20 protein-coding genes and 1 other RNA gene are annotated in these 21250 nt (G+C 64.9%); 8 read left to right on the top strand and 13 right to left on the bottom strand.

Going from position 1 to position 21250, the window contains the following annotated elements:
* Positions 1-60 precede the first annotated feature (60 nt).
* The 4 genes from infB to rimP form a co-directional block, all read right to left on the bottom strand.
* Positions 61-2739: a translation initiation factor IF-2 gene (gene infB / locus ASG39_RS12760; protein ID WP_062595348.1), complete on the bottom strand. Its 2679-nt coding sequence runs from the start codon at positions 2737-2739 to the stop codon at positions 61-63.
* 106 nt (positions 2740-2845) lie between these two features.
* Complete coding sequence (locus ASG39_RS12755; protein ID WP_277995970.1) at positions 2846-3535, bottom strand: RNA-binding protein; 690 nt, start codon at positions 3533-3535, stop codon at positions 2846-2848.
* A gap of 32 nt (positions 3536-3567) precedes the next feature.
* A complete protein-coding gene (nusA, locus tag ASG39_RS12750) occupies positions 3568-5190 on the bottom strand; it encodes a transcription termination factor NusA (RefSeq protein ID WP_062595346.1) in 1623 nt (540 codons plus the stop codon).
* An 81-nt stretch (positions 5191-5271) separates the two neighbouring features.
* On the bottom strand, positions 5272-5907 hold the full coding sequence (gene rimP, locus ASG39_RS12745) for a ribosome maturation factor RimP (RefSeq protein ID WP_062595345.1): 636 nt from the start codon (positions 5905-5907) through the stop codon (positions 5272-5274).
* A 330-nt stretch (positions 5908-6237) separates the two neighbouring features.
* Between rimP and ASG39_RS12740 the strand changes: the two genes are divergently transcribed.
* Positions 6238-7869 carry an MFS transporter gene (locus ASG39_RS12740; RefSeq protein WP_062595344.1) on the top strand — a complete coding sequence of 544 codons (1632 nt, stop codon included), beginning with the start codon at positions 6238-6240 and terminating at the stop codon, positions 7867-7869.
* Positions 7870-7877: 8 nt separating this feature from the next.
* Here the strand turns inward: ASG39_RS12740 and ASG39_RS12735 are convergent, their stop codons facing one another.
* Positions 7878-9146: a lytic murein transglycosylase gene (locus tag ASG39_RS12735; protein WP_062595343.1), complete on the bottom strand. Its 1269-nt coding sequence runs from the start codon at positions 9144-9146 to the stop codon at positions 7878-7880.
* Position 9147: 1 nt separating this feature from the next.
* Positions 9148-9753 carry a recombination mediator RecR gene (gene recR / locus ASG39_RS12730; protein ID WP_062595342.1) on the bottom strand — a complete coding sequence of 202 codons (606 nt, stop codon included), beginning with the start codon at positions 9751-9753 and terminating at the stop codon, positions 9148-9150.
* An 84-nt stretch (positions 9754-9837) separates the two neighbouring features.
* On the opposite strand from recR, the gene ASG39_RS12725 reads away from it, so the two are divergent.
* Both ASG39_RS12725 and ASG39_RS12720 read left to right on the top strand, forming a co-directional pair.
* Positions 9838-10458 (top strand): MOSC domain-containing protein, encoded by a 621-nt coding sequence (locus ASG39_RS12725; RefSeq protein ID WP_062595341.1) that lies wholly within the window; start codon positions 9838-9840, stop codon positions 10456-10458.
* 146 nt (positions 10459-10604) lie between these two features.
* The gene (locus ASG39_RS12720) at positions 10605-11423 is read left to right on the top strand and encodes a DUF2865 domain-containing protein (RefSeq protein ID WP_162242431.1); all 819 of its coding nucleotides are present in this window, start codon (positions 10605-10607) and stop codon (positions 11421-11423) included.
* Positions 11424-11486: 63 nt separating this feature from the next.
* Here ASG39_RS12720 and ASG39_RS12715 read toward each other — a convergent pair whose 3' ends face one another.
* From ASG39_RS12715 to ffs, 3 genes are all read right to left on the bottom strand, one after another.
* Positions 11487-11810: a YbaB/EbfC family nucleoid-associated protein gene (locus tag ASG39_RS12715; RefSeq protein ID WP_062471082.1), complete on the bottom strand. Its 324-nt coding sequence runs from the start codon at positions 11808-11810 to the stop codon at positions 11487-11489.
* Between the two features lie 34 nt (positions 11811-11844).
* Entirely contained in the window at positions 11845-13779 is a 1935-nt protein-coding gene (locus ASG39_RS12710) for a DNA polymerase III subunit gamma/tau (RefSeq protein WP_062595339.1), read from the bottom strand.
* A 117-nt stretch (positions 13780-13896) separates the two neighbouring features.
* An RNA gene (gene ffs, locus ASG39_RS12705) (signal recognition particle sRNA small type) lies at positions 13897-13993 on the bottom strand.
* Positions 13994-14155: 162 nt separating this feature from the next.
* On the opposite strand from ffs, the gene ASG39_RS12700 reads away from it, so the two are divergent.
* Both ASG39_RS12700 and nudC read left to right on the top strand, forming a co-directional pair.
* Positions 14156-14563 (top strand): HIT family protein, encoded by a 408-nt coding sequence (locus ASG39_RS12700; protein WP_062595586.1) that lies wholly within the window; start codon positions 14156-14158, stop codon positions 14561-14563.
* Positions 14560-15528 carry an NAD(+) diphosphatase gene (nudC, locus tag ASG39_RS12695; protein WP_062595338.1) on the top strand — a complete coding sequence of 323 codons (969 nt, stop codon included), beginning with the start codon at positions 14560-14562 and terminating at the stop codon, positions 15526-15528. Before ASG39_RS12700 ends, nudC begins: the two co-directional genes overlap by 4 nt.
* 78 nt (positions 15529-15606) lie before the next feature.
* Here the strand turns inward: nudC and ASG39_RS12690 are convergent, their stop codons facing one another.
* From ASG39_RS12690 to ASG39_RS12680, 3 genes are all read right to left on the bottom strand, one after another.
* Positions 15607-16668, bottom strand: a complete 1062-nt coding sequence (locus tag ASG39_RS12690; protein ID WP_062595337.1) for a porin — start codon at positions 16666-16668, stop codon at positions 15607-15609.
* 173 nt (positions 16669-16841) lie between these two features.
* Positions 16842-17696, bottom strand: coding sequence for a prephenate dehydratase (locus tag ASG39_RS12685; protein WP_062595336.1), 855 nt, complete (start codon positions 17694-17696; stop codon positions 16842-16844).
* The gene (locus tag ASG39_RS12680) at positions 17693-18457 is read right to left on the bottom strand and encodes a 3-deoxy-manno-octulosonate cytidylyltransferase (RefSeq protein WP_062595335.1); all 765 of its coding nucleotides are present in this window, start codon (positions 18455-18457) and stop codon (positions 17693-17695) included. The genes ASG39_RS12685 and ASG39_RS12680 overlap by 4 nt, the downstream gene beginning before the upstream one ends.
* Positions 18458-18637: 180 nt before the next feature.
* Between ASG39_RS12680 and ASG39_RS12675 the strand changes: the two genes are divergently transcribed.
* Positions 18638-19300 (top strand): cytochrome c family protein, encoded by a 663-nt coding sequence (locus ASG39_RS12675; RefSeq protein ID WP_062595334.1) that lies wholly within the window; start codon positions 18638-18640, stop codon positions 19298-19300.
* Between the two features lie 148 nt (positions 19301-19448).
* Here the strand turns inward: ASG39_RS12675 and ASG39_RS12670 are convergent, their stop codons facing one another.
* Positions 19449-20393 carry an AEC family transporter gene (locus tag ASG39_RS12670; RefSeq protein WP_062595333.1) on the bottom strand — a complete coding sequence of 315 codons (945 nt, stop codon included), beginning with the start codon at positions 20391-20393 and terminating at the stop codon, positions 19449-19451.
* Between the two features lie 131 nt (positions 20394-20524).
* Between ASG39_RS12670 and ASG39_RS12665 the strand changes: the two genes are divergently transcribed.
* Together ASG39_RS12665 and ASG39_RS12660 are read left to right on the top strand one after the other, a co-directional pair.
* Complete coding sequence (locus ASG39_RS12665) at positions 20525-20812, top strand: DUF982 domain-containing protein (RefSeq protein ID WP_062595332.1); 288 nt, start codon at positions 20525-20527, stop codon at positions 20810-20812.
* A gap of 155 nt (positions 20813-20967) precedes the next feature.
* Positions 20968-21231, top strand: a complete 264-nt coding sequence (locus tag ASG39_RS12660; RefSeq protein WP_062595331.1) for a BON domain-containing protein — start codon at positions 20968-20970, stop codon at positions 21229-21231.
* Positions 21232-21250: the final 19 nt, after the last annotated feature.

Here is a 21250-nt window from a genome sequence, read left to right as displayed (position 1 = left end):
CGACCGGACATGAAAATGGCGGCCGGAGCCGCCATTTCAAACCTTTTATCCGCGCTCGCCTTACAGCGTGCGGGTGATGTGCTCCACGCGGAAGCACTCGATCGTGTCGCCGGCGCGGATGTCTTCGTAGTTCTCGAAGGCCATGCCGCATTCCTGGCCGACTGGCACTTCGGACACTTCGTCCTTGAAGCGCTTGAGGGTCTTGAGCTTGCCTTCGTGGATGACGACGTTGTCGCGCACGAGGCGGACGCCCGCACCACGCTCGACCTTGCCTTCGACCACCCGGCAACCCGCGACCTTGCCGGTCTTGGTGATGTTGAACACTTCCAGGATTTCGGCATTGCCGAGGAAGGTTTCGCGACGCTCCGGCGAGAGCAGACCCGACATCGCCGCCTTCACGTCATCCACCAGGTCGTAGATGATGTTGTAGTAGCGGATCTCGATGCCCGAACGCTCGGACGCCTGACGTGCCTGCGTGTTGGCGCGCACGTTGAAGCCGATGATCGCCGCATCCGACGATTCCGCCAGCGCGATATCGGACTCGGTGATCGCACCGGCACCCGAATGGACGATGCGGGCCCGGACTTCGTCGGTTCCGAGACGATCGAGCGCACCGATGATGGCTTCGACCGAACCCTGCACGTCGCCCTTGATGACCAGCGGGAACTCCTTGAACCCGGTGTTCTGCAGCTTGCTCATCATCTGTTCGAGCGAACCGCGCTGACCGGACTGGCGGGCAACCGCCTTGTCGCGCGTCAGGCGCTGGCGATATTCGGAGATCTCGCGGGCACGGCTTTCGTTCTCGACGACGGCGAAGCGATCGCCGGCAGCGGGCGTTCCCGAAAGGCCGAGAACCTCGACCGGCGTGGCCGGGCCGGCTTCCTTGACATGGTCGCCCTTGTCGGTGACGAGCGCGCGCACGCGGCCCCACTGGTCGCCGGCAACGATGATCTGGCCGGGCTTCAGCGTACCCTTCTGGACGAGCACGGTGGCAACCGAACCGCGACCGCGATCGAGCTGGGCTTCGATGACGATGCCTTCCGCCGTCCGGCTCGGATCGGCCTTGAGGTCGAGGATTTCGGCCTGCAGCAGGATCGCCTCGAGCAGCTTGTCGAGGTTGAGCTTGTTCTTGGCCGAAACTTCGACGTCGAGAACCTCACCGCCGAGCGATTCCACGAACACTTCGTGCTGCAGCAGCTGCTGGCGCACCTTGTCCGGGTTGGCTTCATGCTTGTCGATCTTGTTGATCGCCACGATGATCGGAACGTCGGCAGCCTTGGCGTGGCTGATCGATTCGATCGTCTGCGGCATGACGCTGTCGTCGGCCGCGACCACGAGGATCGCGATGTCGGTGGCCTGCGCACCACGGGCACGCATGGCCGTGAAGGCCGCGTGACCGGGCGTGTCGATGAAGGTGATCTTCTGGCCGTTCTGCTCGACCTGGTAGGCGCCGATATGCTGCGTGATGCCGCCGGCTTCACCCGAGACGACGCTCGTCTGGCGAATGGCGTCGAGCAGCGAGGTCTTGCCGTGGTCGACGTGGCCCATGATGGTCACGACCGGAGGACGCGACACCATTTCGCCGGCATCGTCGGCCTGGTTGAAGATGCCTTCTTCGACGTCGGATTCCGAGACGCGCTTGACCGTGTGACCGAATTCGGCCGCGATGATTTCGGCCAGATCGGCGTCGATGACGTCGCCGGGCTTCATCATCTGGCCATCCTTCATCAGGTACTTGATGACATCGACGGCGCGCTCGGACATGCGCTGCGAAAGTTCCTGAATGGTGATGGTTTCCGGCAGGATAACTTCGCGCATGACCTTTTCGCGCGTTTCCTGCATCTGGCTGCGGCGGAACTTCTCCTGCCGGCGGCGCATGGCGGCAAGCGAGCGGCCACGGGCATTGCCGTCGTCGTCGAGAGCTGCGGTCAGCGTCAGCTTGCCCTTGCGGCGTTCTTCCTCGGTCTTCGGGCGCGCCGGAGCCTTGGCAGGCTCGGGGCGAACGGGCTTGCCGCGAACCGGCACGGCGCCGGGACGGGCAGGGCGGGTTTCCTCGGCCTCATTGGTGCGGCGCGTGCGCACGCCGTTCGCATCCGTCGTGATGATGGGAGCAGGGCGCTCGACGACCGGAGGAGCGGCAGCGGCGGCTGCGGCCGCAGCCTTTTCGGCTTCCGCGGCAGCGGCCAGCGCCACCTTCTCGGCTTCGCGTTCGGCCGCAGGACGGGCAGCTTCTTCCGCTTCGCGGCGTGCGGCTTCCTCGGCTTCGCGCTTCAGACGCTCGGCTTCCTCGATCTTGCGCTTTTCCTCGGCGGCGGCGCGGGCCTTGGCTTCCTCGGCATCGCGGATCTGCGCTTCGGCGAGCGCGCGACGGCGCGCGTCGATTTCACCGGCCGAAAGCTGGTTCAGAACGACGCCGGTGCGCGGACGTGCCGGATCCGGCCGCGGAGCCTGGGGCTGCGGGCGAACCGACGTCTGCTGCATGGGCCGGGTTTCCGGGGGGCGCGGCTGCGGCTGCGGCTGAGGCTGCGGCGCACGGACGGGAGCCGAGGCGATCGGTGTGACCGGCTTCTCGTCCTCGGGCCGTGTGGGGCGGCGTTTGCGGGTTTCGACCACGACAGCCTTCGTGCGGCCGCGGCCCATGTCCTGGCGGACTGTGCCCTGGCTCACGCCGGAGGGGCGCAGCGTCAGAGTCTTCTTGCCGGCTCCGCTCAGGGTCTTGTCGTCGTTGTTATCGGTCATTCCGTTCCGTTCCTAAGATCGAAGCCGGATGCGTATCACCAGACCCCGTCGTTCGATTGTCGTCTTACTGTATTGCGGTCGTCACGGCCGTGGCCGGTGTCCCGCGTCATGATGTCGGCTGGGAAGCGTCGCCGAAGGCACGGGGGGACATTTCGCCCCGGTATCGTTCCAGCATGTTTGCGCGCTTCACTACACCCTCACCCGCCTGCCCTGCAAGCGCTGCGGCATGGATAAAAGAATTACTTCCGAGCAACGTATCCAATTCCTCTCCGGTGAAGAAGCGGAAGGTGGGTATCTGCTCGCCGTCGTCGGTGGCAAAGCTTATGGCCTTGCGCGCCTGGTCAATTTTCCGCACGCCGTCGGGTGCGGCCGTGGAGGCGTGGAAGGTGGCGATGGCTGCCATGCCGCGCACCGCCTGTTCCACTTTCGACGCCCCGGTGATGAACTGCGCGGCCTTGCGCGCCATGTTCATCATGCCGATCAGCTGCTGCACCAGAAGCCTCTCGACCTCGTCCAGAAGCTCGGGGCCGGGCTTGGCCTCCGCCGTCTTCAGCGCCCGCGCAAACAGCTTGCGCTTGATCGCCGTCTCGAGAACCGCCCGCTCGGCGGTGACCCAGCAGCCGCGTCCCGGCAACTGGCGTTTCAGGTCCGCGACCACCCGGCCGTCCGGCCCCGCAACGAAGCGGATCAGGCCGTCGTCGGCCGGACCGCTCGTGCGGGTGACGATGCACATGCGCCCATTGAGCGGCAAGTCGTCGTCCTCCGCTTCGGGGACGTTGATGTCGTCCGGCGCCACAATCGGCTGGTCGGGTACGGAATTCATGAGGATCAGGACGCGGCTTCCGCCTCGTCCTCCTCGCTGCCTTCCACTATCTGGAGTGCCTCGGTCTCGCGTACAAGGTCTTCCTCCGTAATCCAGCCCGCAGCAAGGCGCGCTTCGAGGATCATGGTTTCCGCTTCGGTGCGCGAAACTTCGAGCTTCGAGAACAGGCCTTCGAAACGCTTGGTCTCGCCGTCCTTCCGCTCCGACCAGCCGACGAGATCGTCTGCGGCGCAACCTGCGAAGTCTTCCATCGTCTTGATGCCGTCCTGGCCGAGCGCCACCAGCATCTGGCCCGTCATGCCGTTGATGGAGCGCAATTCGTCGGACACGCCGAGTTCCTTGCGCTTTTCGTCCATCTCGGCTTCCAGCCGGTCGAGATATTCGCGGGCACGCGTCTGGATCTCGCTGGCGGTCTCCTCGTCGAAGCCTTCGATGGACGCGATCTCGTCCAGTTCGGCATAGGCGAGTTCCTCGACCTGCGCGAAGCCTTCGGAGGCCAGCACCTGGCCAACCATCTCGTCCACGTCGAGCGATTCCATGAAGAGGTTCGTGCGCTCGTTGAATTCCTTCTGGCGGCGCTCGGACTCTTCGGCCTCCGTCATGATGTCGATGTCCCAGCCGGTCAGCTGCGATGCCAGACGCACGTTCTGGCCGCGACGGCCGATGGCGAGCGACAGCTGCTCGTCGGGCACGACGACTTCGATGCGCTCCGCATCTTCGTCCAGAACGACCTTGGCGACTTCGGCCGGCTGCAGGGCGTTGACGATGAAGGATGCCGGATCCTGGCTCCACGGAATGATGTCGATCTTCTCGCCCTGAAGCTCGCCGACGACGGCCTGGACGCGGCTACCGCGCATACCGACGCAGGCGCCGACCGGATCGATCGACGAGTCGTTGGAAATGACCGCGATCTTGGCGCGCGAACCCGGGTCGCGGGCGACCGAGCGGATCTGGATGATGCCGTCGTAGATTTCGGGCACTTCCATGGTGAAGAGCTTGACCATGAACTGCGGGTGCGTGCGCGACAGAAAGATCTGCGGGCCGCGCTGTTCGCGGCGCACGTCGTAGACATAGGAGCGGACGCGGTCGCCGTAGCGCATGTTCTCGCGCGGGATCATCTCGTCGCGACGGATGATGCCTTCGCCGCGGCCGAGGTCAACGATGACGTTGCCGTATTCGACGCGCTTGACCGTACCGTTGACGATCTCGCCGATGCGATCCTTGTATTCGTCGAACTGGCGGTCACGCTCGGCTTCGCGAACCTTCTGAACGATGACCTGCTTGGCGGACTGGGCCGCGATGCGGCCGAAATCCATCGGCGGCAGCGGGTCGGCGATGAAGTCGCCGAGCTTTGCGTCCGGGTTGCGGTCGCGCGCCAGTTCCAGCGGGATCTGCGTACCGTAGTCCTCGGCGACCTCGACCACTTCCAGAAGACGCTGCAGGCGGATTTCGCCGGTCTTGGAATTGATGTCGGCGCGGATGTTGCTTTCCGAGCCGTAGCGCGAGCGCGCCGCCTTCTGGATCGCGTCGGCCATGGCGGCCAGCACGATTTCGCGGTCGATCACCTTTTCGCGCGCGACGGCATCCGCGATCTGCAGAAGTTCGAGCCGGTTAGCACTGACTGCCATGGGGTATGTCTCCGTAGGTCGAATAGTCCGGGTGGTGCCTCTCGGTCAGCGCTTCGAAGGCGAAGCACCGCCGGGCGCGTGTCATTCCTGCGAAGGGGTCTCGTCGTCGCCGTCGAGCTCTTCGAAATTCTCGTTGGCCGCTTCGCGGGCGGCCTTGGCCTTCTTGTCGGCCGTCAGGGCATCACGGATCAGGTCGTCGGTCAGGATCAGCTTGGCTTCCGCCAGCGCCGAAAACGGCACGGTGACGGTCGGCGCCTCGTCCGGGCCGGGCTGGTCGCGTTCGATCGTGAAGCCGTCCGCATCCGCGCTCAGGATGACGCCGCGGAAGCGCTTGCGGCTTTCGACCAGAACCGAGGTCTCGCATTTCACGAGATGGCCGGTCCAGCGCACGAAATCGCCCTTGCGCACCATCGGCCGGTCGATACCCGGCGAAGACACTTCGAGATGATACGCCTTGCCGATCGGATCGTCCACGTCGAGCACCGGCGAGATCGCGGTGGAAACGGTTTCGCAGTCTTCGACGGTCATGGTGCCGTCGGTCCGCTCCGCCATGATCTGCAGCGTCGCGCCGTTTTGGGCCGAAAGGCGCACGCGCACCAGCTGGTAGCCCATCGGCATCAGCACGGGTTCGATGATGTCGGCCACGCGGCGGTCGATCCCGGTCTCGGTGATCAGGCGCGGTTCCTGCTGGATGTCTGCCGTGTCGATGTCGGACAAGCACTGTCTCCCGTCATGCATGTTCTGTCATGATGGTAATAAAAAAGAGCGGGTCCTGACGGGCCCACTCTTCATCAACCGATCAAGAATTTGAGCGTCATATACGCCGCATCCGCCGCAATTGCAAGCGCCGCGCCGGCGGCGACCCTCGGGCGGATTTTCACGGGTCGCTGCGGGTTGCCGCGGCAAGCCTCCGGGCTACATTGCGTGACAGGACCTCAGACAGCCTGAAGATGCCGTCGCCCGCATCGCGCTCATACCCCTTCGTGCACAAGCGTGGTGCGCCGGACGGCATCTCCGCGGGGACGCGGGTGAACGAAGGAGATTGCCGTGCCGGATCGATCATCGCCCTTGGCGCCTTTCCGCCACGAGACCTTCCGCATCATCTGGATCGCCAGCCTTGCCTCGAACTTCGGCGGCCTGATCCAGTCCGTCGGCGCCGCCTGGATGATGACGTCCATCTCGACCTCGGTGAACATGGTCGCGCTGGTGCAGGCATCGGTCACGCTGCCGATCATGCTGTTCTCGCTGATCTCGGGGGCGCTCGCCGACAGTTTCGACCGGCGGCGGATCATGTTGGTCGCGCAAGTCTTCATGCTGGCCGTCTCCGCGCTGTTGACGGCGTTTGCCTGGTTCGGGCTGATCACGCCCTGGCTGCTGCTGACGTTCACCTTCCTCATCGGCTGCGGCACTGCGCTGAACAATCCGGCCTGGCAGGCCTCCGTCGGCGACATGGTTCCGCGAGAGGATCTGCCGGGCGCGGTGTCGCTGAACAGCATGGGCTTCAACATGACGCGCAGCGTCGGTCCGGCCATCGGCGGCGTCATCGTGGCGGCGGCCGGTGCGGCTGCGGCCTTCGCGGTCAATACGCTGACCTATTTCGCGCTGATCTATGCGCTTCTCCGCTGGAAGCGGACGCCGGCGCTGAACGCCCTGCCGCGCGAGCCTCTGGCGCGGGCCGTGGGCGCCGGCCTGCGCTATGTGGCGATGTCGCCGAACATCCTCAAGGTCATGCTGCGCGGCTTTCTCTTCGGCCTGTCGGCCAGCGCCATCCTCGCGCTTCTGCCGCTGGTCGCGCGCGACCTCGTGGCCGGCGGGCCTCTGACTTATGGCGTGCTCCTCGGCGCGTTCGGCATCGGGGCGATCGGCGGTGCGCTGCTCAGCGCCCGGATGCGCGAGCGTCTGGCCGGCGAAGCTGTGGTGCGCATCGCCTTTCTCGGCTTCGCCCTGTCCGCCGTCATCGCGGCCGTCAGCCGGTCGGAGATCCTCACCGGCCTTGCCATGCTTTTGTCGGGCGCCGGCTGGGTGCTGGCGCTGTCGCTGTTCAACACGACGGTGCAACTGTCCACGCCACGCTGGGTGGTCGCCCGGGCGCTCTCGCTCTACCAGACCACCACCTTCGGCGGCATGGCGCTCGGCAGCTGGGTCTGGGGCGTGGCCGCGGAAGACTACGGCCCCTCGACGGCCCTTATCGCCTCGGCGGTCGTCATGCTGGTCGGCGCGGCCGTCGGCCTGCGCTTTGCGCTGCCGGAGTTCAAGGCGCTCAACCTCGATCCCCTCGGCAGTTTCACCGAGCCGATGCTGAAGCTCGACTTGAAGCCGAGAAGCGGGCCGATCGTCGTGATGATCGACTACGAGATCGATCCGGCCGATGTCGAGGCGTTCCTGTCGATCATGACCGAGCGCCGCCGCGTCCGCATTCGCGACGGTGCCGGCCAGTGGACGCTGATGCGCGACCTGGAGCGACCGGAGATCTGGACCGAAACCTACCACGTGCCGACCTGGGTGGAGTATGTTCGCCACAACCAGCGGCGCACCAAGGACGATGCGGCGATCCACGAACGGCTCCGCACACTCCATCGCGGCGAAAGCGCGCCCTATGTGCATCGGATGATCGAGCGCCAGACGATCCTGCCGCACGAATACGAGCAGTTCAAACGACAGGTCGATCTCGACCATTGAGGCGATGTCTACCGCAACCTGGCTTTCAGACCGGCATCCGGAAAACAGGTTGCCGCAAGCCCGTTCTTCTCCTGCCACTGGCCGAGCGAGCGCCGGGTCTTGTAGCCGGCGAGACCGTCGGCCTTGCCGATGTCGTAGCCTTGAGCCTCCAGCCGCTTCTGCATGGTCAGTACGTCCGAGCGCAGCATCTTGCCGACATCGCCCCATGCGCCCTCGAACGCCCCGCCATTGCCGCCGATCCGGTCGGCGAGATTGCCGATGAAGAGGGCGTAGAGGTCGGAATTGTTGTATTCCTTGATGACGTAGAAATTCGGCGTCACCAGAAATTCCGGCCCGTGGCGGCCCGCCGGCACCAGCATCATGCCGCTGGCCTTCGCCTCGCTGCGCGGAAACGCCTTGCCGGAGATGCGGGTAATGCCGGTTGCGGCCCATTGCCCGAGCGGCTTTGCGAGATCCGGCCCTTCCTGCGCACAGGAGACGCCGTCCGGGATCGACACCTCGAAGCCCCAGTCGCGCCCGCGCTGCCAGCCTTTCTCAGACAGGTAATGCGCGATGGAGCCGAGCACGTCCGGCACGGAATTCCAGATGTCGCGCCGTCCGTCGCCGTCGAAATCGACGGCATAAGATAGGAAGCTCGACGGCAGGAACTGCGGCTGGCCCATGGCGCCGGCCCAGGAACCGCGCATATCGGCCTCCCGAACGTCGCCGCTCGCCAGAATATGCAATGCCGAGACGAGCTCGCGGGTAAAAAGCTCGCCGCGGGTCGACATGAAGGCCTTGGTGGCGAGCACGTCGAGCACCGGATGCGGGATCTTCGCCCGCCCGAAACCCGATTCGCGGCCCCAGATCGCCAGCACGATCGGGCCGGGCACGCCGTAGGTCTTCTCGATCCGCCGCAGCGTCGCGGCATGCGTGGCGGCAAGGCTCCGACCGGTCGCGGCCAGCCCCTGCAGACGCTTCTCGGAAAAATAGGCGCCGGGGGAAGCGAACTCCGCCTGGCTCTGCTTCTGGTCGCCCTGCGGTTTCGACCCCGGCGGCACGAGGTCCGGCAAGTCCCAGTCGAGCTTGACGGTGGCAAATGCCGTGTCGAACTCTGTCTTCGAAATGCCGCCCTTCTGCGCCTGCGGCCAGAGGTCCGTCTGCAGCCAGCGCCGAAACTGGGCTTCCGTCTCGGCCTTCGAAGCGGCCAGCGCCGGTAGGCCCGTGGAGGCGCAGAGGAGGGCGGCAAACCCGAGGCGGCGCAAATGTCGAAGGCCGAAATGTCTGGAAAATGTCATGTCAGATTGCCGTCCTCGCCCGCAAAGCCGCGGTCAGTGTACCGTCGTCGAGATAATCGAGCTCGCCCCCGACGGGGACGCCATGGGCAAGCCGGGTGATGCGCACGTCCAGCCCGTCGAGCTGGTCGGTGATGTAATGCGCCGTCGTCTGGCCCTCGACGGTGGCGTTGACGGCGATGATCAGCTCGCGCACCTCGCCCTTGACGACGCGGTCGACCAATCCGCGGATGTTGAGATCGTCCGGTCCGACGCCATCGAGCGGCGACAGCGTGCCGCCGAGCACGTGATAGGCCGTGTTCATCGCCCCGGTGCGCTCCAGCGCCCAGAGATCGGCGACGTCTTCCACCACGATGATGCACGTATGGTCGCGCCGCTCGTCGGTGCATACGCTGCAGGGGTCGCTCGTATCCACATTGCCGCAGCAGGAGCAGATGCGGACCTTGCGGTGCGCCTCGCTCATCGCGTCGGCGAGCGGCCCCAGCAGCTGATCCTTCTTCTTGACGAGATGGAGCGCTGCGCGACGAGCCGAGCGCGGTCCGAGGCCCGGCACCTTCGCCAGAAGCTGGATGAGTTTTTCGATTTCGGGGCCGGTGACTCGCTTTGCCATGAGGCGCGTTCTATCCCATATGCCGTCGGAGTGAAAATGCTTTGCACCGCGCAGACCTGCGATGGCGGGCGAAAAGGGTAAGCCATGAAGATTGCCGCCGTCTGCATCGGCCATGCCACCGTCATCGACGGCAAGACCGCAAAGACCGGGATCGTCAAGCACCCCCTCGGCGGTGCCGTCATCGTCGACGCTGCGGGACTGGCGGGCGACGCCGTTTGCAATCGAAAGCATCACGGCGGTCCGGATCAGGCCGTCTACGGTCTCGGTTCGCTGGATCTGGAGGCCTGGTCGGTCGAACTCGGCCATGCGGTCGCGCCCGGCCTGTTCGGCGAAAACCTCGTCGTCTCGGATGTCGACAGCCGGTCGATCGCGGTCGGCGACCGCTTCGAGACGGACACCGTCACGCTGGAGGTCACCTCCACCCGCATCCCCTGTTCGACGCTTGCGCTGCGGCTGGGCGATCCGGGTTTCGCCCGCAGGTTCCGCAGGGTGGCCCGGCCGGGCTTCTACTGCCGTGTGCTGCGCTCAGGCATGATGTGCGCCGGGGAGCGCGTGACCTATCGCGCTTTCGAAGGCCCGCGGATCACGATGCCGGAAATGCTCGCGACCTCGATGAAGTCCCTTTCGGAGGCGGAGCGCGCGCGTTACGGGGCCGCTCCGATCAGCGAGCGGGTGCGCGCCCAGCTCGAGGCGCGCACGCGCTAGACATTCCCGCCCCAACCGTTCCTTCCCGGCTTAACCATTCCTTCCCGCCTTAACCATTCCTTAAGGAACCGCTTCGCGCCGCCGTCCCGCCACGCTATGTCCGACACTTACCAAGGCTGACGGGGAAGAGTGCGATGGCGGGGACGTTGAGAATCAGACGGCTGGCTGCATGCCTCGCGCTCCTGTTCCTCGTCGCGGTTCCCGCAAGCCACAGCCTCGCCCGCACCTGCGCGGCGTCGGGCACCGAGGCGACACGTCTCCAGCGGCAGGTCGCCTCCAACAGTGTGATGGCGCGCAGGCATGGTTGCGATGTCGGAAACGGGGGCTTTGCCTGCCGCGAGGTCGCCGGTCGCATCGCACAGGCCCGCACGGCGCTCGCCGCCCTGCCGTCGGCCTGCAAGTCCGATCTGCGCGCGGTCCGTGAGACGGCGAGCCGGCCGAAGCCGAAGCGCATCGTCCGGCAGCCCGTCAAAGCCGAGGTCGCTGCCACGCGCGCCACCACAAGCCAGGCCACGCTCTGCGTTCGGCTTTCCGATGGCTATTATTTCCCGACACCCAATTCCGGATTTCAGGCGCTGCCCGCCTCGACCGAGAACCTCGCAGCCCAATGCAGGACCATCTGCGACACGGCGGATATGGATGTTTTCCGTCAGCCGAGAGAAAACGGCGAGCCGGCGGACATGATCTCGCTCACGAGCGGCACGCGCTATGGCGATCTCGATGTGGCAGGCCTTTACCGTAAGGCGGCTGAAGCCAGGGCCTGCGACATGAGCCGCATCGCGCCTGCGGCCTCGACGTCCAACGCCGCCGCGCGCACACTGCCGGACCCGATTCTCAAACAGGCGCCGACCGTTCTGGCAACCGCGCTTTTCCAGGACATCGGTCTGCGCGGCACGCGGACGGACATTCCGAAGCTGCCGCGCAAGGTCCGCATGGTCGGCCCGGCATTCCTGCCGGAACTCTAACCGTAACGGCTTTTTCGCGCCGTATCCGACGCCGAAGCGATCCCGCTTCAGCCGGGAATGCTTCTAGAAGGGCAGCTTCATGCCGGGCGGGATCGGCAGGCCGGCCGTCAGCTCGCGCGTCTTTTCCGCAGTAATCGCCTCGGCCTTGTCCTTGCCGTCCTTGTGCGCGGCGACGATCAGATCCTCGAGGATCTCGACATCGTCTTCCTTGAAGAGGGACGGGTCGATCTTGATGCTCTTCAGCGCGCCTTTTCCATCGAGCCGCACGGTGACGAGGCCGCCTCCGGAGGTGCCGTCCACTTCGAGAAGGGCAATCTCCTCCTGAAGCTTCTCCATCTTGGCCTGCATTTCCTTGACCTTGCCCATCATACCCATGATGTCGCGCATCGTCCGTCGTCTCCTCTTCTCAGATCCGGTTGGATCAGTGTTCTATGTCGTCGCCGGGAAGGATGTCACCTTCCTCGGATTCGGCCACGGCGGCGATCTCCGGCGTTTCGTCCGGTTCGACGTCCGTCACCTTGATGCGCACATCAACCATCTTTGCGCCGGGAAAGCGGGCGAGGATGGCGGCGACGTCGGGGTCCTGACGCGCATCGTTGAAGCGCTGCTCCTTGGCTGCCGCTTCGGTCTCCACCATCGTCGGCTGGCCGGGTTCCCGGCTCACGGTCACCATCCAGCGGATGCCGGTCCATTCTTCCAGCCGCCGCTGCAGATCGGTCACCAGCGTCTTCGGCGCGTCGTCCGGAACGTTCATCTCCAGTCGGCCGGGTTCGATCCGCACCAGCCGTACGAAATTGCGCACCAGCGTCTTCAGAAGAATGTCGCGGTTCTTCTGGCAGAGATCGACGATATCGGCGACCGAGCGCAGCGGCACGACCGGCTCGGCCGGCGCCGCTTCCGGCTTCAGATCGACCTGTCCGCGCGCCTGCGCTGCGGGAAGCTCGGCCTCGGGCACGGCGCGCAGCATGGCCGCACCATTGGCCGTCATCCGCGACGGCATCACCGGTTCGCCGGCGCGCGCCTGAATGCCGCCCTGGCTCGATGCATTTGCTTGCGCGGAAACGGCGGACGCCGATGCGCCATTGCTGCTCCCAGCACCACCGTTGCCCGATCCGGCACCGCGCGGTGCGGAGCGCGCGGCATCGCCGCCGGACATTTCGAGGAGCCGGCGTGCGGCCTCCTCCGGGGAGGGGAGGTGGGCCGCATGCGTCAGCCGGATCAGGACCATTTCGGCGGCCCCGGCCGGGCGGGCCGCATTCTCCGTTTCCGGGATGCCCTTGAGCAGCATCTGCCAGATCCGCGACAAGGTGGAGACGGCGACAGCGGTGGAGAACTCCGCGCCGCGCACCCGCTCGACCTCGCTCAGCGACTGGTCGTTGGCGGCCTCCGCCGAAAATTTGAGCTTGGTCACGAGATGCGTGAAATCGGCAAGATCGGTCAGCACGACTGCCGGGCTGGCGCCGGCTTCGTACTGCCAGGAAAATTCCTCCAGCGCCGCTTTCACGTCGCCGCGCACCACATAGCCGAACAGGTCCACGATACGGGCGCGATCGGCAAGGCCGAGCATGCTGCGCACCGCGTCTGCCGCAACGGCACCGCCGCCATGGGCGATCGCCTGGTCGAGCAGCGAAAGGCCGTCACGGGCCGAACCTTCGGCAGCCCGTGCGATCATCGCCAGCGCCTCGGCTTCGGCCGTGATGCCTTCCTTGCCGAGAATGGTGGAGAACAGGCCGACAAGATCGGTGGCGGCGATGCGCCTGAGATCGAACCGCTGGCAACGCGACAGCACGGTGATCGGCACCTTGCGGATTTCGGTCGTCGCGAAGATGAATTTCACATGCTCCGGCGGCTCTTCGAGCGTCTTCAGAAGCCCGTTGAAGGCCTGCGTCGAAAGCATGTGCACTTCGTCGATGATATAGACCTTGTAGCGCGCGGACACGGGCCGGTAGCGCACCTGCTCGATGATCTCGCGGATATCGTCGATACCGGTATGAGATGCGGCATCCATCTCGATCACATCGACATGCCGGCCTTCCATGATCGCCTGGCAGTGCTCGCCCGGCGTACGGAGGTCGATCGTCGGCTTGTCGATGTCGTCGGTCTTGTAATTCAGCGCACGGGCGAGGATGCGGGCCGTCGTCGTCTTGCCGACGCCGCGAACGCCCGTCAGCATGTAGGCCTGCGCGATGCGGCCGGTCTCAAACGCATTGGTCAGCGTGCGAACCATCGGCTCCTGCCCCACCATCAGGTCGGAGAAGTCCTTGGGCCGGTACTTGCGCGCGAGAACCCTGTAGGCCGCCGGCTTCTCCGCCGGGGCGGGCGCTGCGTCAGGAGATGTGGTGGTGATGTCGTTCATGCGCCCCGCCGCTCGTTCCGTCTGTCCGGACGGTCGGCAAGCTTGAGACGCGGCAGCGAGCTTGCGAACGGGCGGCCCTGGTCTGGTGGTTCAGGGACTTCCGTGAAGACCCTGAGGGTGGGAGGCTGGCACGATGACCCGTGCCGGGCTCGTTGGGGCTGCTTCCTTCCGGACCTGACCCGGTTGGCGAGTGGCTCGTCCACCACCAACCTCCCGATCTCCATATCGGCAATATCCAGACGGAATGCAAGTCGGCCCTTGGAAGAATCTGGCATCCCTGTCAGAACAGGACGCGCTCCTGAAGCCTGAAGCCGACCGTTCGAACGTCGACGGCACGGCTGCCGATGGAGACCGACAGGAGAAGCAGGAGGAACCCGTGACCCCGTTCGAACTCGACCCGCGTCTGGCACGCGACAGCGATCTCGTGGCCCGTCTCGATCTTTGCCAGCTGCGGCTGAGCCGGGATGCCCGCTGGCCCTGGCTCATCCTCATCCCCGAGCGGAATGCCGTCAGCGAAACCTTCGAGCTGTCGTCCGCCGAGCAGGCAACGCTGTCGCGCGAGACCAACCGCGTCGCCGAGGCTCTGAAGCGGGTGACCGGTGCGACCAAGATCAACATCGGGGCGCTGGGCAATATCGTCCGCCAGCTCCATGTCCACGTCGTCGCCCGCACCGAGGGGGATGCGAACTGGCCGGGGCCCATCTGGGGTTTCGCCACGGCGGAGGCTTGGGATACGGCAAAACGCGACGATTTCCTCAACAGATTGACGGAATCCCTGACATGACCCACGCCATTTTTGACCGCACGGGGCCGCATCCCGAGCCGAGCTCGCTGGTCGCCTTTGCCGGCAACCACCTCGTGCGCGACAGCGAACACCGAAGCGACGACTGCCTCGACGTGGCTCTGAAGACCGAGGGCGCGCATCTCTTCGCCTTTGCGGAGGGTAAACTGGTGGTCAAGCACGATGAGAACGTCATCGACCCGCTGTTTGCGCCCTACGAGATCGCCGTTCTCGAACCCGATCTGGAGGCCGCGATCCTGCTGGGAAGGCTGCCCTCCGGCGAGCCGCGCATCGCCGTTCCCGTCAATCGGACCGAGGCGACCTTGGAGGAGCCCTTCAAGCTTGCCGATGGCCGCAGCCTCTATCGGCAGGCGATGCTGCCGGACGAGCTTCTCGGACAATTCGCACAGGCCGCAAGCCTGATCGCCTGGAACGCCTCCAACCGATTCTGCGGCAAGTGCGGCAGCCCGATGGAGGCCAGGGGCGGCGGATACCGGCGGGTGTGCACGGCCTGCGGCCACCTGGCATTTCCGCGCACGGACCCCGTCGTCATCATGCTGACGATCGACGTGCAGCGCGATCTCTGCCTGCTCGGCCGCAGCCCGCATTTTCCGGAAGGCATGTATTCCTGTCTTGCGGGCTTTGTGGAGCCGGGCGAGACGATCGAAAATGCTGTGCGGCGCGAGACGATGGAAGAATCCGGCATCCGCACCGGCCGCGTGCGCTACCACGCCTCGCAGCCCTGGCCCATGCCGCACAGCCTGATGATCGGCTGCTTTGCAGAGGCGAAATCGAGCGAGATCCGGATGGACGATCTGGAGCTCGAGGATTGCCGCTGGTTCACCCGCGAGGAAACCCGCGCCATGCTCGCCCGCAATACCGGCCAGGAGGTCGGCCTTCAGACGACACCGCCGAAGGGCGCGATCGCCCACCAGTTGATGCGCGACTGGCTGGACTGGCCGGCCTGACGGAAACGCCGGAGCTGGAAATAGAAGAACCGGCGCGAGGCCGGTTCTTCGTCGCCTGATCGCAGAGAGGGCGTTCGATCAGAAATCGCGCTGGAAGCGGATGGTGCCGCCGAAAGCATCGCCATTGCCGCGCTCGCCGTCGAACTTGGTGTAGTTGAATTCCGGCTGAACCTTGAAGTTGTCGACGATCATGTATTCCATGTTGAGGGCGGTCGCGAGCGTGCCGTCTTCTTCATAGGCGACCTGGCCGTTGATCGAGGTCTTGTCGTTGACGGTCGCGGTGAAGCCGCCCCAGGCAGCCCAATCGCCATTCCACGGGCCGTAATAGTTACGCCGGCGCGTGTCGCCCGGGCCCTTGTCGTTGTCCCAGTCCGACTGGTAGCCGGCCATGATGAAGACCTTGAACACGTCGTTGAAGACGATATCGCCGCGGACCTTTCCGCCGAAGGCCTCGGCATCCGGGTCGTAGCCGCCGATGATGAACAGGCCGCCCCAGTCTTCCTGAATGCGGGCGCCGGCGAGCGGATGGGCGGCCCGGTAGTCTTCGGTCGGACGGCTGGCGAAGCCGGTGTCGTAGGTGCCGCCGCCTTCTTCCAGGCCGATGAAGGCCGAAAAGCCCTTATCGCCACCCCACTGGTAGCTGACCTGGTTGGTCCGGTCGCCGGTGTAGTCGATGACGTCGTCATTGATGATGTTGCCCGCCGAATTCAGGAAGAGATCGTAGCGGGAATCGTTGAAGCCGGCCATGAAGCCGCCGAGCGTGATGAAGGCCGAGTTGATGTAGGTGGGCGTTTCGCCGTCCGCGGCTTCCGCTCGCAATTCGATGAAGGAGCGGAGTTCGCCGTATTCCGTATCGCTGCGGGCATCGAGGGTCACGGTTCCCCGGGTAAACGGCGACCAGTCGAGGTTTTCGCCGCTATAGGCGCTTTCGCCGAGATTGTGGTCGGAGCGGACATAGCCGCCGATCTTCAGGCACGTTTCCGTGCCGGGAATGTAGAAGAAGCCTTCGCCGAAGGCATCGCAGACACGAACATATTCCATGGCTTCCGGCTCGGCGGCAACGATCGCATCGGCAGCCTGTGCACCTGCGGTCATGGAGAGTGCGGCCGTCGAGGCAAGGAGGAGAGTTCTGATGATCATCGTAGGCGTCCTTTGGATGCCGCCGTTGCGCGGCTGTCAAACGAAAGGCACCGGCGGCATTGCCGCAAATCAGTCGCCTCTCCGCCTTACGCAATCACTTTTGCGCCGTGAACTCTACCCCACAAGTCGGGCATGTCCGCCGGTGCGCAAAGGATTTCGGATCGGCGCGACTTTTATAACACGCGCCGCATGGGATGGGCCGGATAGGAGCCGAGAATCCGGACCTTCTCCGAAAAGAACCGAAGCTCTTCCAGCGCCCGCTTGACGTTCGCGTCGTCGGGATGCCCGTCGATGTCCGCATAGAACTGCGTCGCGATGAACTTTCCGCCGATCTGATAGCTCTCCAGCTTCGTCATGTTGATGCCGTTCGTGGCAAAGCCGCCGAGCGCCTTGTAGAGCGCTGCCGGAATGTTGCGGACATTGAAGACGAAGGTGGTCACGAGGTGGTCGGCCTCGGCGCCGCGCCGGATCGGCTTCTCGTCGCGCGAGAGCACGACGAAGCGCGTCACGTTGTTTTCGGTGTCCTCGACATTCTCGGCCACGATATCGAGTTTGTAGAGATCGGCCGCGAGCCGGGGGGCGAGAGCCGCCATCGAGCGGTCCCCCGTTTCCGCCACGAGCTTGGCGGCACCGGCGGTGTCGCCGGCCACGACGGGCTTCCAGCCATTGGCGCGGACGATCTTGCGGCATTGGCCGAGCGCATGGATGTGGCTGTGCACGGTGCGGATCTCGCTGCGCGACACGCCCGGCAGCACCATCAGCTGGAACCGGATCGGCATGAAGTATTCACCGATGATGTGCAGGCGCGATTCCGGCAGCAGATGATGGATGTCGGCGACGCGGCCGGCGATCGTATTCTCGATCGGGATCATCGCGAGATCCGCCTCGCCGTTCTCGACGGCCAGAAAGGCATCCTCGAAGGTCTGGCAGGGAAGCGGGTCCATCGTCGGGAACATGTCGCGCGACGCCATGTCGGAATTCGCGCCATAATCGCCCTGGAACGAGATGCGGTTGGTGACGGGCATCATGATGCAGCTCCGGGGCGCGTCGACAGCAGCCGCCGTGCCGCTTCCAGATCGGCCGGCGTGTCGACACCGAGCGGGATGGAGCTGACGATTTCCACGTCGATGCGCATGCCCGCCTCCAGCGCCCGCAGCTGCTCGAGCGATTCGCGCTTTTCGAGCGTCGAGGGCGGCAAGGCGACGAATCGTTCGAGCGCTGACCGGCGATAGGCGTAGAGGCCGATATGATGGTAGAGCGGCCCCGCACCGTGAGGAGCCGTCGCCCGGGTGAAGTAGAGCGCCCGCAGGCGGCTTTCGGACAGCGGCGCGCCGACCACCTTCACGACGTTCGGGTTGGTTTTCTCCGCCTCGTGCACGATCTCCACCGTCAGCGTCGCAATATCGACGGCGGGATCCTCGAGCGGCCGCAGCGCTGCGCGAATCGTCTCCGGCTCGATCGTCGGCAGATCGCCCTGCACGTTGATCACGGTCTCGATCCGGCCGTCCGGGTCGCAAAGGGTGAGCGCCTCGTAGATGCGGTCGGAGCCGGACTGATGGTCGATACGGGTCATGACGGCTTCGAAGCCGGCAGCCGTCACGGCATCGAACGTGTCCTGGTGATCGACGGCCACGACGATGCGCCCCGCGTCTGCATCGCGCGCCCGCAACGCGACCTGAACGATCATCGGCAGTCCGCAGATGTCGGCCAAAGGCTTGCCGGGAAGCCGCGTGGAGGCCATCCGCGCCGGGATCAGCACGAGTGTTTTTGCCAAATTGTCGCTTTTCATGCCGAGCCCTTCAAAACACCATTAAAAAGTGCCAGAAGTGGTTCGTCCGGCACGGATATCGCTGTTGCAACGCTTGGTCAAAAGACATAGCTTCCGCACGATTTCAAGGTGCCGCGGCAGATTGTTCATACCGGCGGCGCGTGCGTATGCCTGAGGCCGGACGCAAGGGGAGGTGTGTTGATGAACTCGCATGTAAATATGGCCGTGGGAGCCTTTCTCGGAACGGTCTTCGTGCTGATGTCCGTATCGATCGCCTCCGAAGGCATCTTTCATTCCGAAGCCCCGGAAAAGCCGGGCTTTGCGATCATCGCCGAGGAAACGACGGGCGAGGCCGGAGCGGGGGCTGCAGCCGAGGTCGAGGTCGACATCAAGCCGCTGCTGGCCAGCGCCGATGCAAGCGCGGGCGAAGCCGTGTTCAAGAAATGTGCCGCCTGTCACACCATCGAGAAGGGGGGACCGAACAAGGTCGGCCCCAATCTCTGGGGTGTCGTGGAACGCCCGATCGCCTCGCATGAAGGCTTTGCCTATTCGGCCGGCATGAAGACCTTTGCCGAAGCCAACAAGACCTGGACCTACGATCACCTGAGCTATTTCGTCGAGGCGCCGAAGAAGCACGTACCGGGCACGGCTATGGGATTTGCCGGCGTGAAGAAGCCGGATGAGCGTGCAAACCTCATCGCCTGGCTGCGCGGCCAGTCCGATGCGCCTGTCGCCCTTCCCGAGGCATCTGCCTCTGCCGCGCCCGCAGCGGCGCCGGCCGAAGGTGCGGCACCTGCTGCCCCGGCAGCCCCTGCTGCTCCCGTAGCGCCTGCGCCTGCTGCTCCGGCGGCACCCGCCAACTAAGCCGAAGCCTGTCGCTGAACCTGGATCAATCGAAGCCCGGCTTTCGCCGGGCTTTTTCGTGTCCGGGCAACTGGCGGACTTTGCGCTGGGACCGCTGCCCGAGATTGCGGATACGACGCCATGGCAAGGATGGCGGGGGCCACAAGCGTTAGAGAAGCACGTAGGCCCAGGCAGAGACCGTGAAGACGCCGAGGGCCGTGGTCAGCGTGATGGTCGAGGATGCCAGGCCGTGACCCACGTTGAAATGATTGGCGATCAGCCAGGCATTGACGCCTGTCGGCACGGCCGAGGTCAGCACCAGTGCCGCCGTCCAGTGACGATCGAGGCCGAGCAGGTGACTGGCTGCAAACACGCAGGCGGGCAGCACGACGAGCTTGAGCGCGCTGGTAAAGGCGGCAAGGCCGAGATTGCCCGACAGACCATATTTGTCGAGCGCCATCCCGATCGAGATCAGCGCGGCGGGACCGGCCACGGCCGCGGTCTGGTCGATGGCGATCTTGAGCGGTCCCGACAGCGGCAGGTTCGTCGCATGCATCAGGGCGCCGCAGACGAGCCCGATCACGAGAGGGTTGCGCACCAGGTTCCGCAGGATGCCGCGGGCAAGCGCCAGCGGGCTCTGCGCCACGCCGCCATTGGTCTTCCGCTCGGCTCGCTCCATCAGGATCGTGCCCGCGATCATCATCACCGGAAGATGCACGGAAATCAGGATCGACAGGGCCACGACGCCGGCATCGCCGACACTGCGCGAGACGAGCGGCAGGCCGATGAAGATCGTGTTGGCGAAGGCCGAGGACACGCCTGCGAGCACGCCGATGCGGCGGTCGCGCCCGAAGCCGAGCGTGGCGACGAGATGGCCGAGGGTCCAGACGACGGCGACGCCCGAGAAATAGGCGATCCAGAGCGGCCAGGGCGAGCCTTCCGTGAAGTCCGCGGTCGCAATGGTGCGAAACAGCAGAACGGGGACGGAAACCTTGAAGACGAAATCGCCGAGTGCGTCGCCGACCGCCGGTTTCAGATAGCCCGTCCGCACGATCAGCCAGCCGGCAAAGATAAGGACGAAGAGGGGAAGGACATTGATGAGGACGTCGGACATGAGGCTCTCCGTGCCTTTATCGCATAAACTGCTTCGTGCGCTCTCCGCAACCTTTCCGTTTGACACGCAATGTCTACGTAAGTTTCGCCTGTCATAAAGCGAGACGGCTATCGGCAGCGGAGGGATTCGGCATGGCGGTCAGTGACTACGCGGCGATCAATGAAAAATGGTGGCAGCAACCCGTCGTGCTCGAGCTTGGCGGTATCGGAGACTATCGCATCGTCCGCAACACACGGGAAGCGGCCGAAGTTCTACTCGAAAAATGGCCGACGCATGAAGGTGCGGCCTATGGGGCGGCGCTTCGGATGTGCCGCTACGTGCTGAACGGCGAGCAGCCGGCAGATTATGCCCGTGAGGACTTTATCGCCGCAGCGGTCGAGGCGTTCATCCATATCGATGAGGGGCGCCGCCGCTTCTGATTGTCCAGCGCGTGGCAAGCCGGCTCACAACCGAAACGGCGCAGCATGGAACATTCCGGACGGACCTCGCGTTGCAGTGCAGCTAAACGCTGATCCGCGACACGCCTGAACGGGCCCATCCTGTCTGCGGGGAGCGGGCAACAGGGGGCTCTAGCATGCCGATGGACAAGCAGATCTACTGCCGACGCGACGACGAACCCCATCTGCGGGACGACGACCTTGCGGGCAAGGTCTCCCGGTACATCCAGTATGTCGCCCTCGTGGATACAACCCACCTCGATGTCGTCGCCATCGGCAGAACCATCATCCTTTCGGGCTTCGTCGCGAACGAAGCCGAGATCGGCTGTATCGAGCAGGCGGCCGCTTCGGTGATCGGCGTCCATCTGGTGGAAAACAACGTCACCGTCCGACATCACTGAGAGTGTTGAGGTTTTTTGG

Source organism: Rhizobium sp. Leaf371, from assembly GCF_001424045.1.
Classification (GTDB): domain Bacteria; phylum Pseudomonadota; class Alphaproteobacteria; order Rhizobiales; family Rhizobiaceae; genus Ferranicluibacter.
Note: the sequence above shows the minus strand (reverse complement) of the source record. Positions and strands in the feature narration are given on the sequence as shown.

What these genes read in the sequence shown, in the direction of transcription:
- ASG39_RS12690 (WP_062595337.1), bottom strand. Translation starts at nt 16,668, where the DNA reads ATGATCATCAGAACTCTCCTCCTTGCCTCGACGGCCGCACTCTCCATG.
- ASG39_RS12715 (WP_062471082.1), bottom strand. Translation starts at nt 11,810, where the DNA reads ATGCGCGACATCATGGGTATGATGGGCAAGGTCAAGGAAATGCAGGCC.
- ASG39_RS12680 (WP_062595335.1), bottom strand. Translation starts at nt 18,457, where the DNA reads ATGAAAAGCGACAATTTGGCAAAAACACTCGTGCTGATCCCGGCGCGG.
- ASG39_RS12725 (WP_062595341.1), top strand. Translation starts at nt 9,838, where the DNA reads ATGAAGATTGCCGCCGTCTGCATCGGCCATGCCACCGTCATCGACGGC.
- ASG39_RS12665 (WP_062595332.1), top strand. Translation starts at nt 20,525, where the DNA reads ATGGCGGTCAGTGACTACGCGGCGATCAATGAAAAATGGTGGCAGCAA.
- ASG39_RS12735 (WP_062595343.1), bottom strand. Translation starts at nt 9,146, where the DNA reads ATGACATTTTCCAGACATTTCGGCCTTCGACATTTGCGCCGCCTCGGG.
- nusA (WP_062595346.1), bottom strand. Translation starts at nt 5,190, where the DNA reads ATGGCAGTCAGTGCTAACCGGCTCGAACTTCTGCAGATCGCGGATGCC.
- nudC (WP_062595338.1), top strand. Translation starts at nt 14,560, where the DNA reads ATGACCCACGCCATTTTTGACCGCACGGGGCCGCATCCCGAGCCGAGC.
- ASG39_RS12685 (WP_062595336.1), bottom strand. Translation starts at nt 17,696, where the DNA reads ATGATGCCCGTCACCAACCGCATCTCGTTCCAGGGCGATTATGGCGCG.
- infB (WP_062595348.1), bottom strand. Translation starts at nt 2,739, where the DNA reads ATGACCGATAACAACGACGACAAGACCCTGAGCGGAGCCGGCAAGAAG.
- ASG39_RS12675 (WP_062595334.1), top strand. Translation starts at nt 18,638, where the DNA reads ATGAACTCGCATGTAAATATGGCCGTGGGAGCCTTTCTCGGAACGGTC.
- ASG39_RS12660 (WP_062595331.1), top strand. Translation starts at nt 20,968, where the DNA reads ATGCCGATGGACAAGCAGATCTACTGCCGACGCGACGACGAACCCCAT.
- ASG39_RS12710 (WP_062595339.1), bottom strand. Translation starts at nt 13,779, where the DNA reads ATGAACGACATCACCACCACATCTCCTGACGCAGCGCCCGCCCCGGCG.
- ASG39_RS12670 (WP_062595333.1), bottom strand. Translation starts at nt 20,393, where the DNA reads ATGTCCGACGTCCTCATCAATGTCCTTCCCCTCTTCGTCCTTATCTTT.
- recR (WP_062595342.1), bottom strand. Translation starts at nt 9,753, where the DNA reads ATGGCAAAGCGAGTCACCGGCCCCGAAATCGAAAAACTCATCCAGCTT.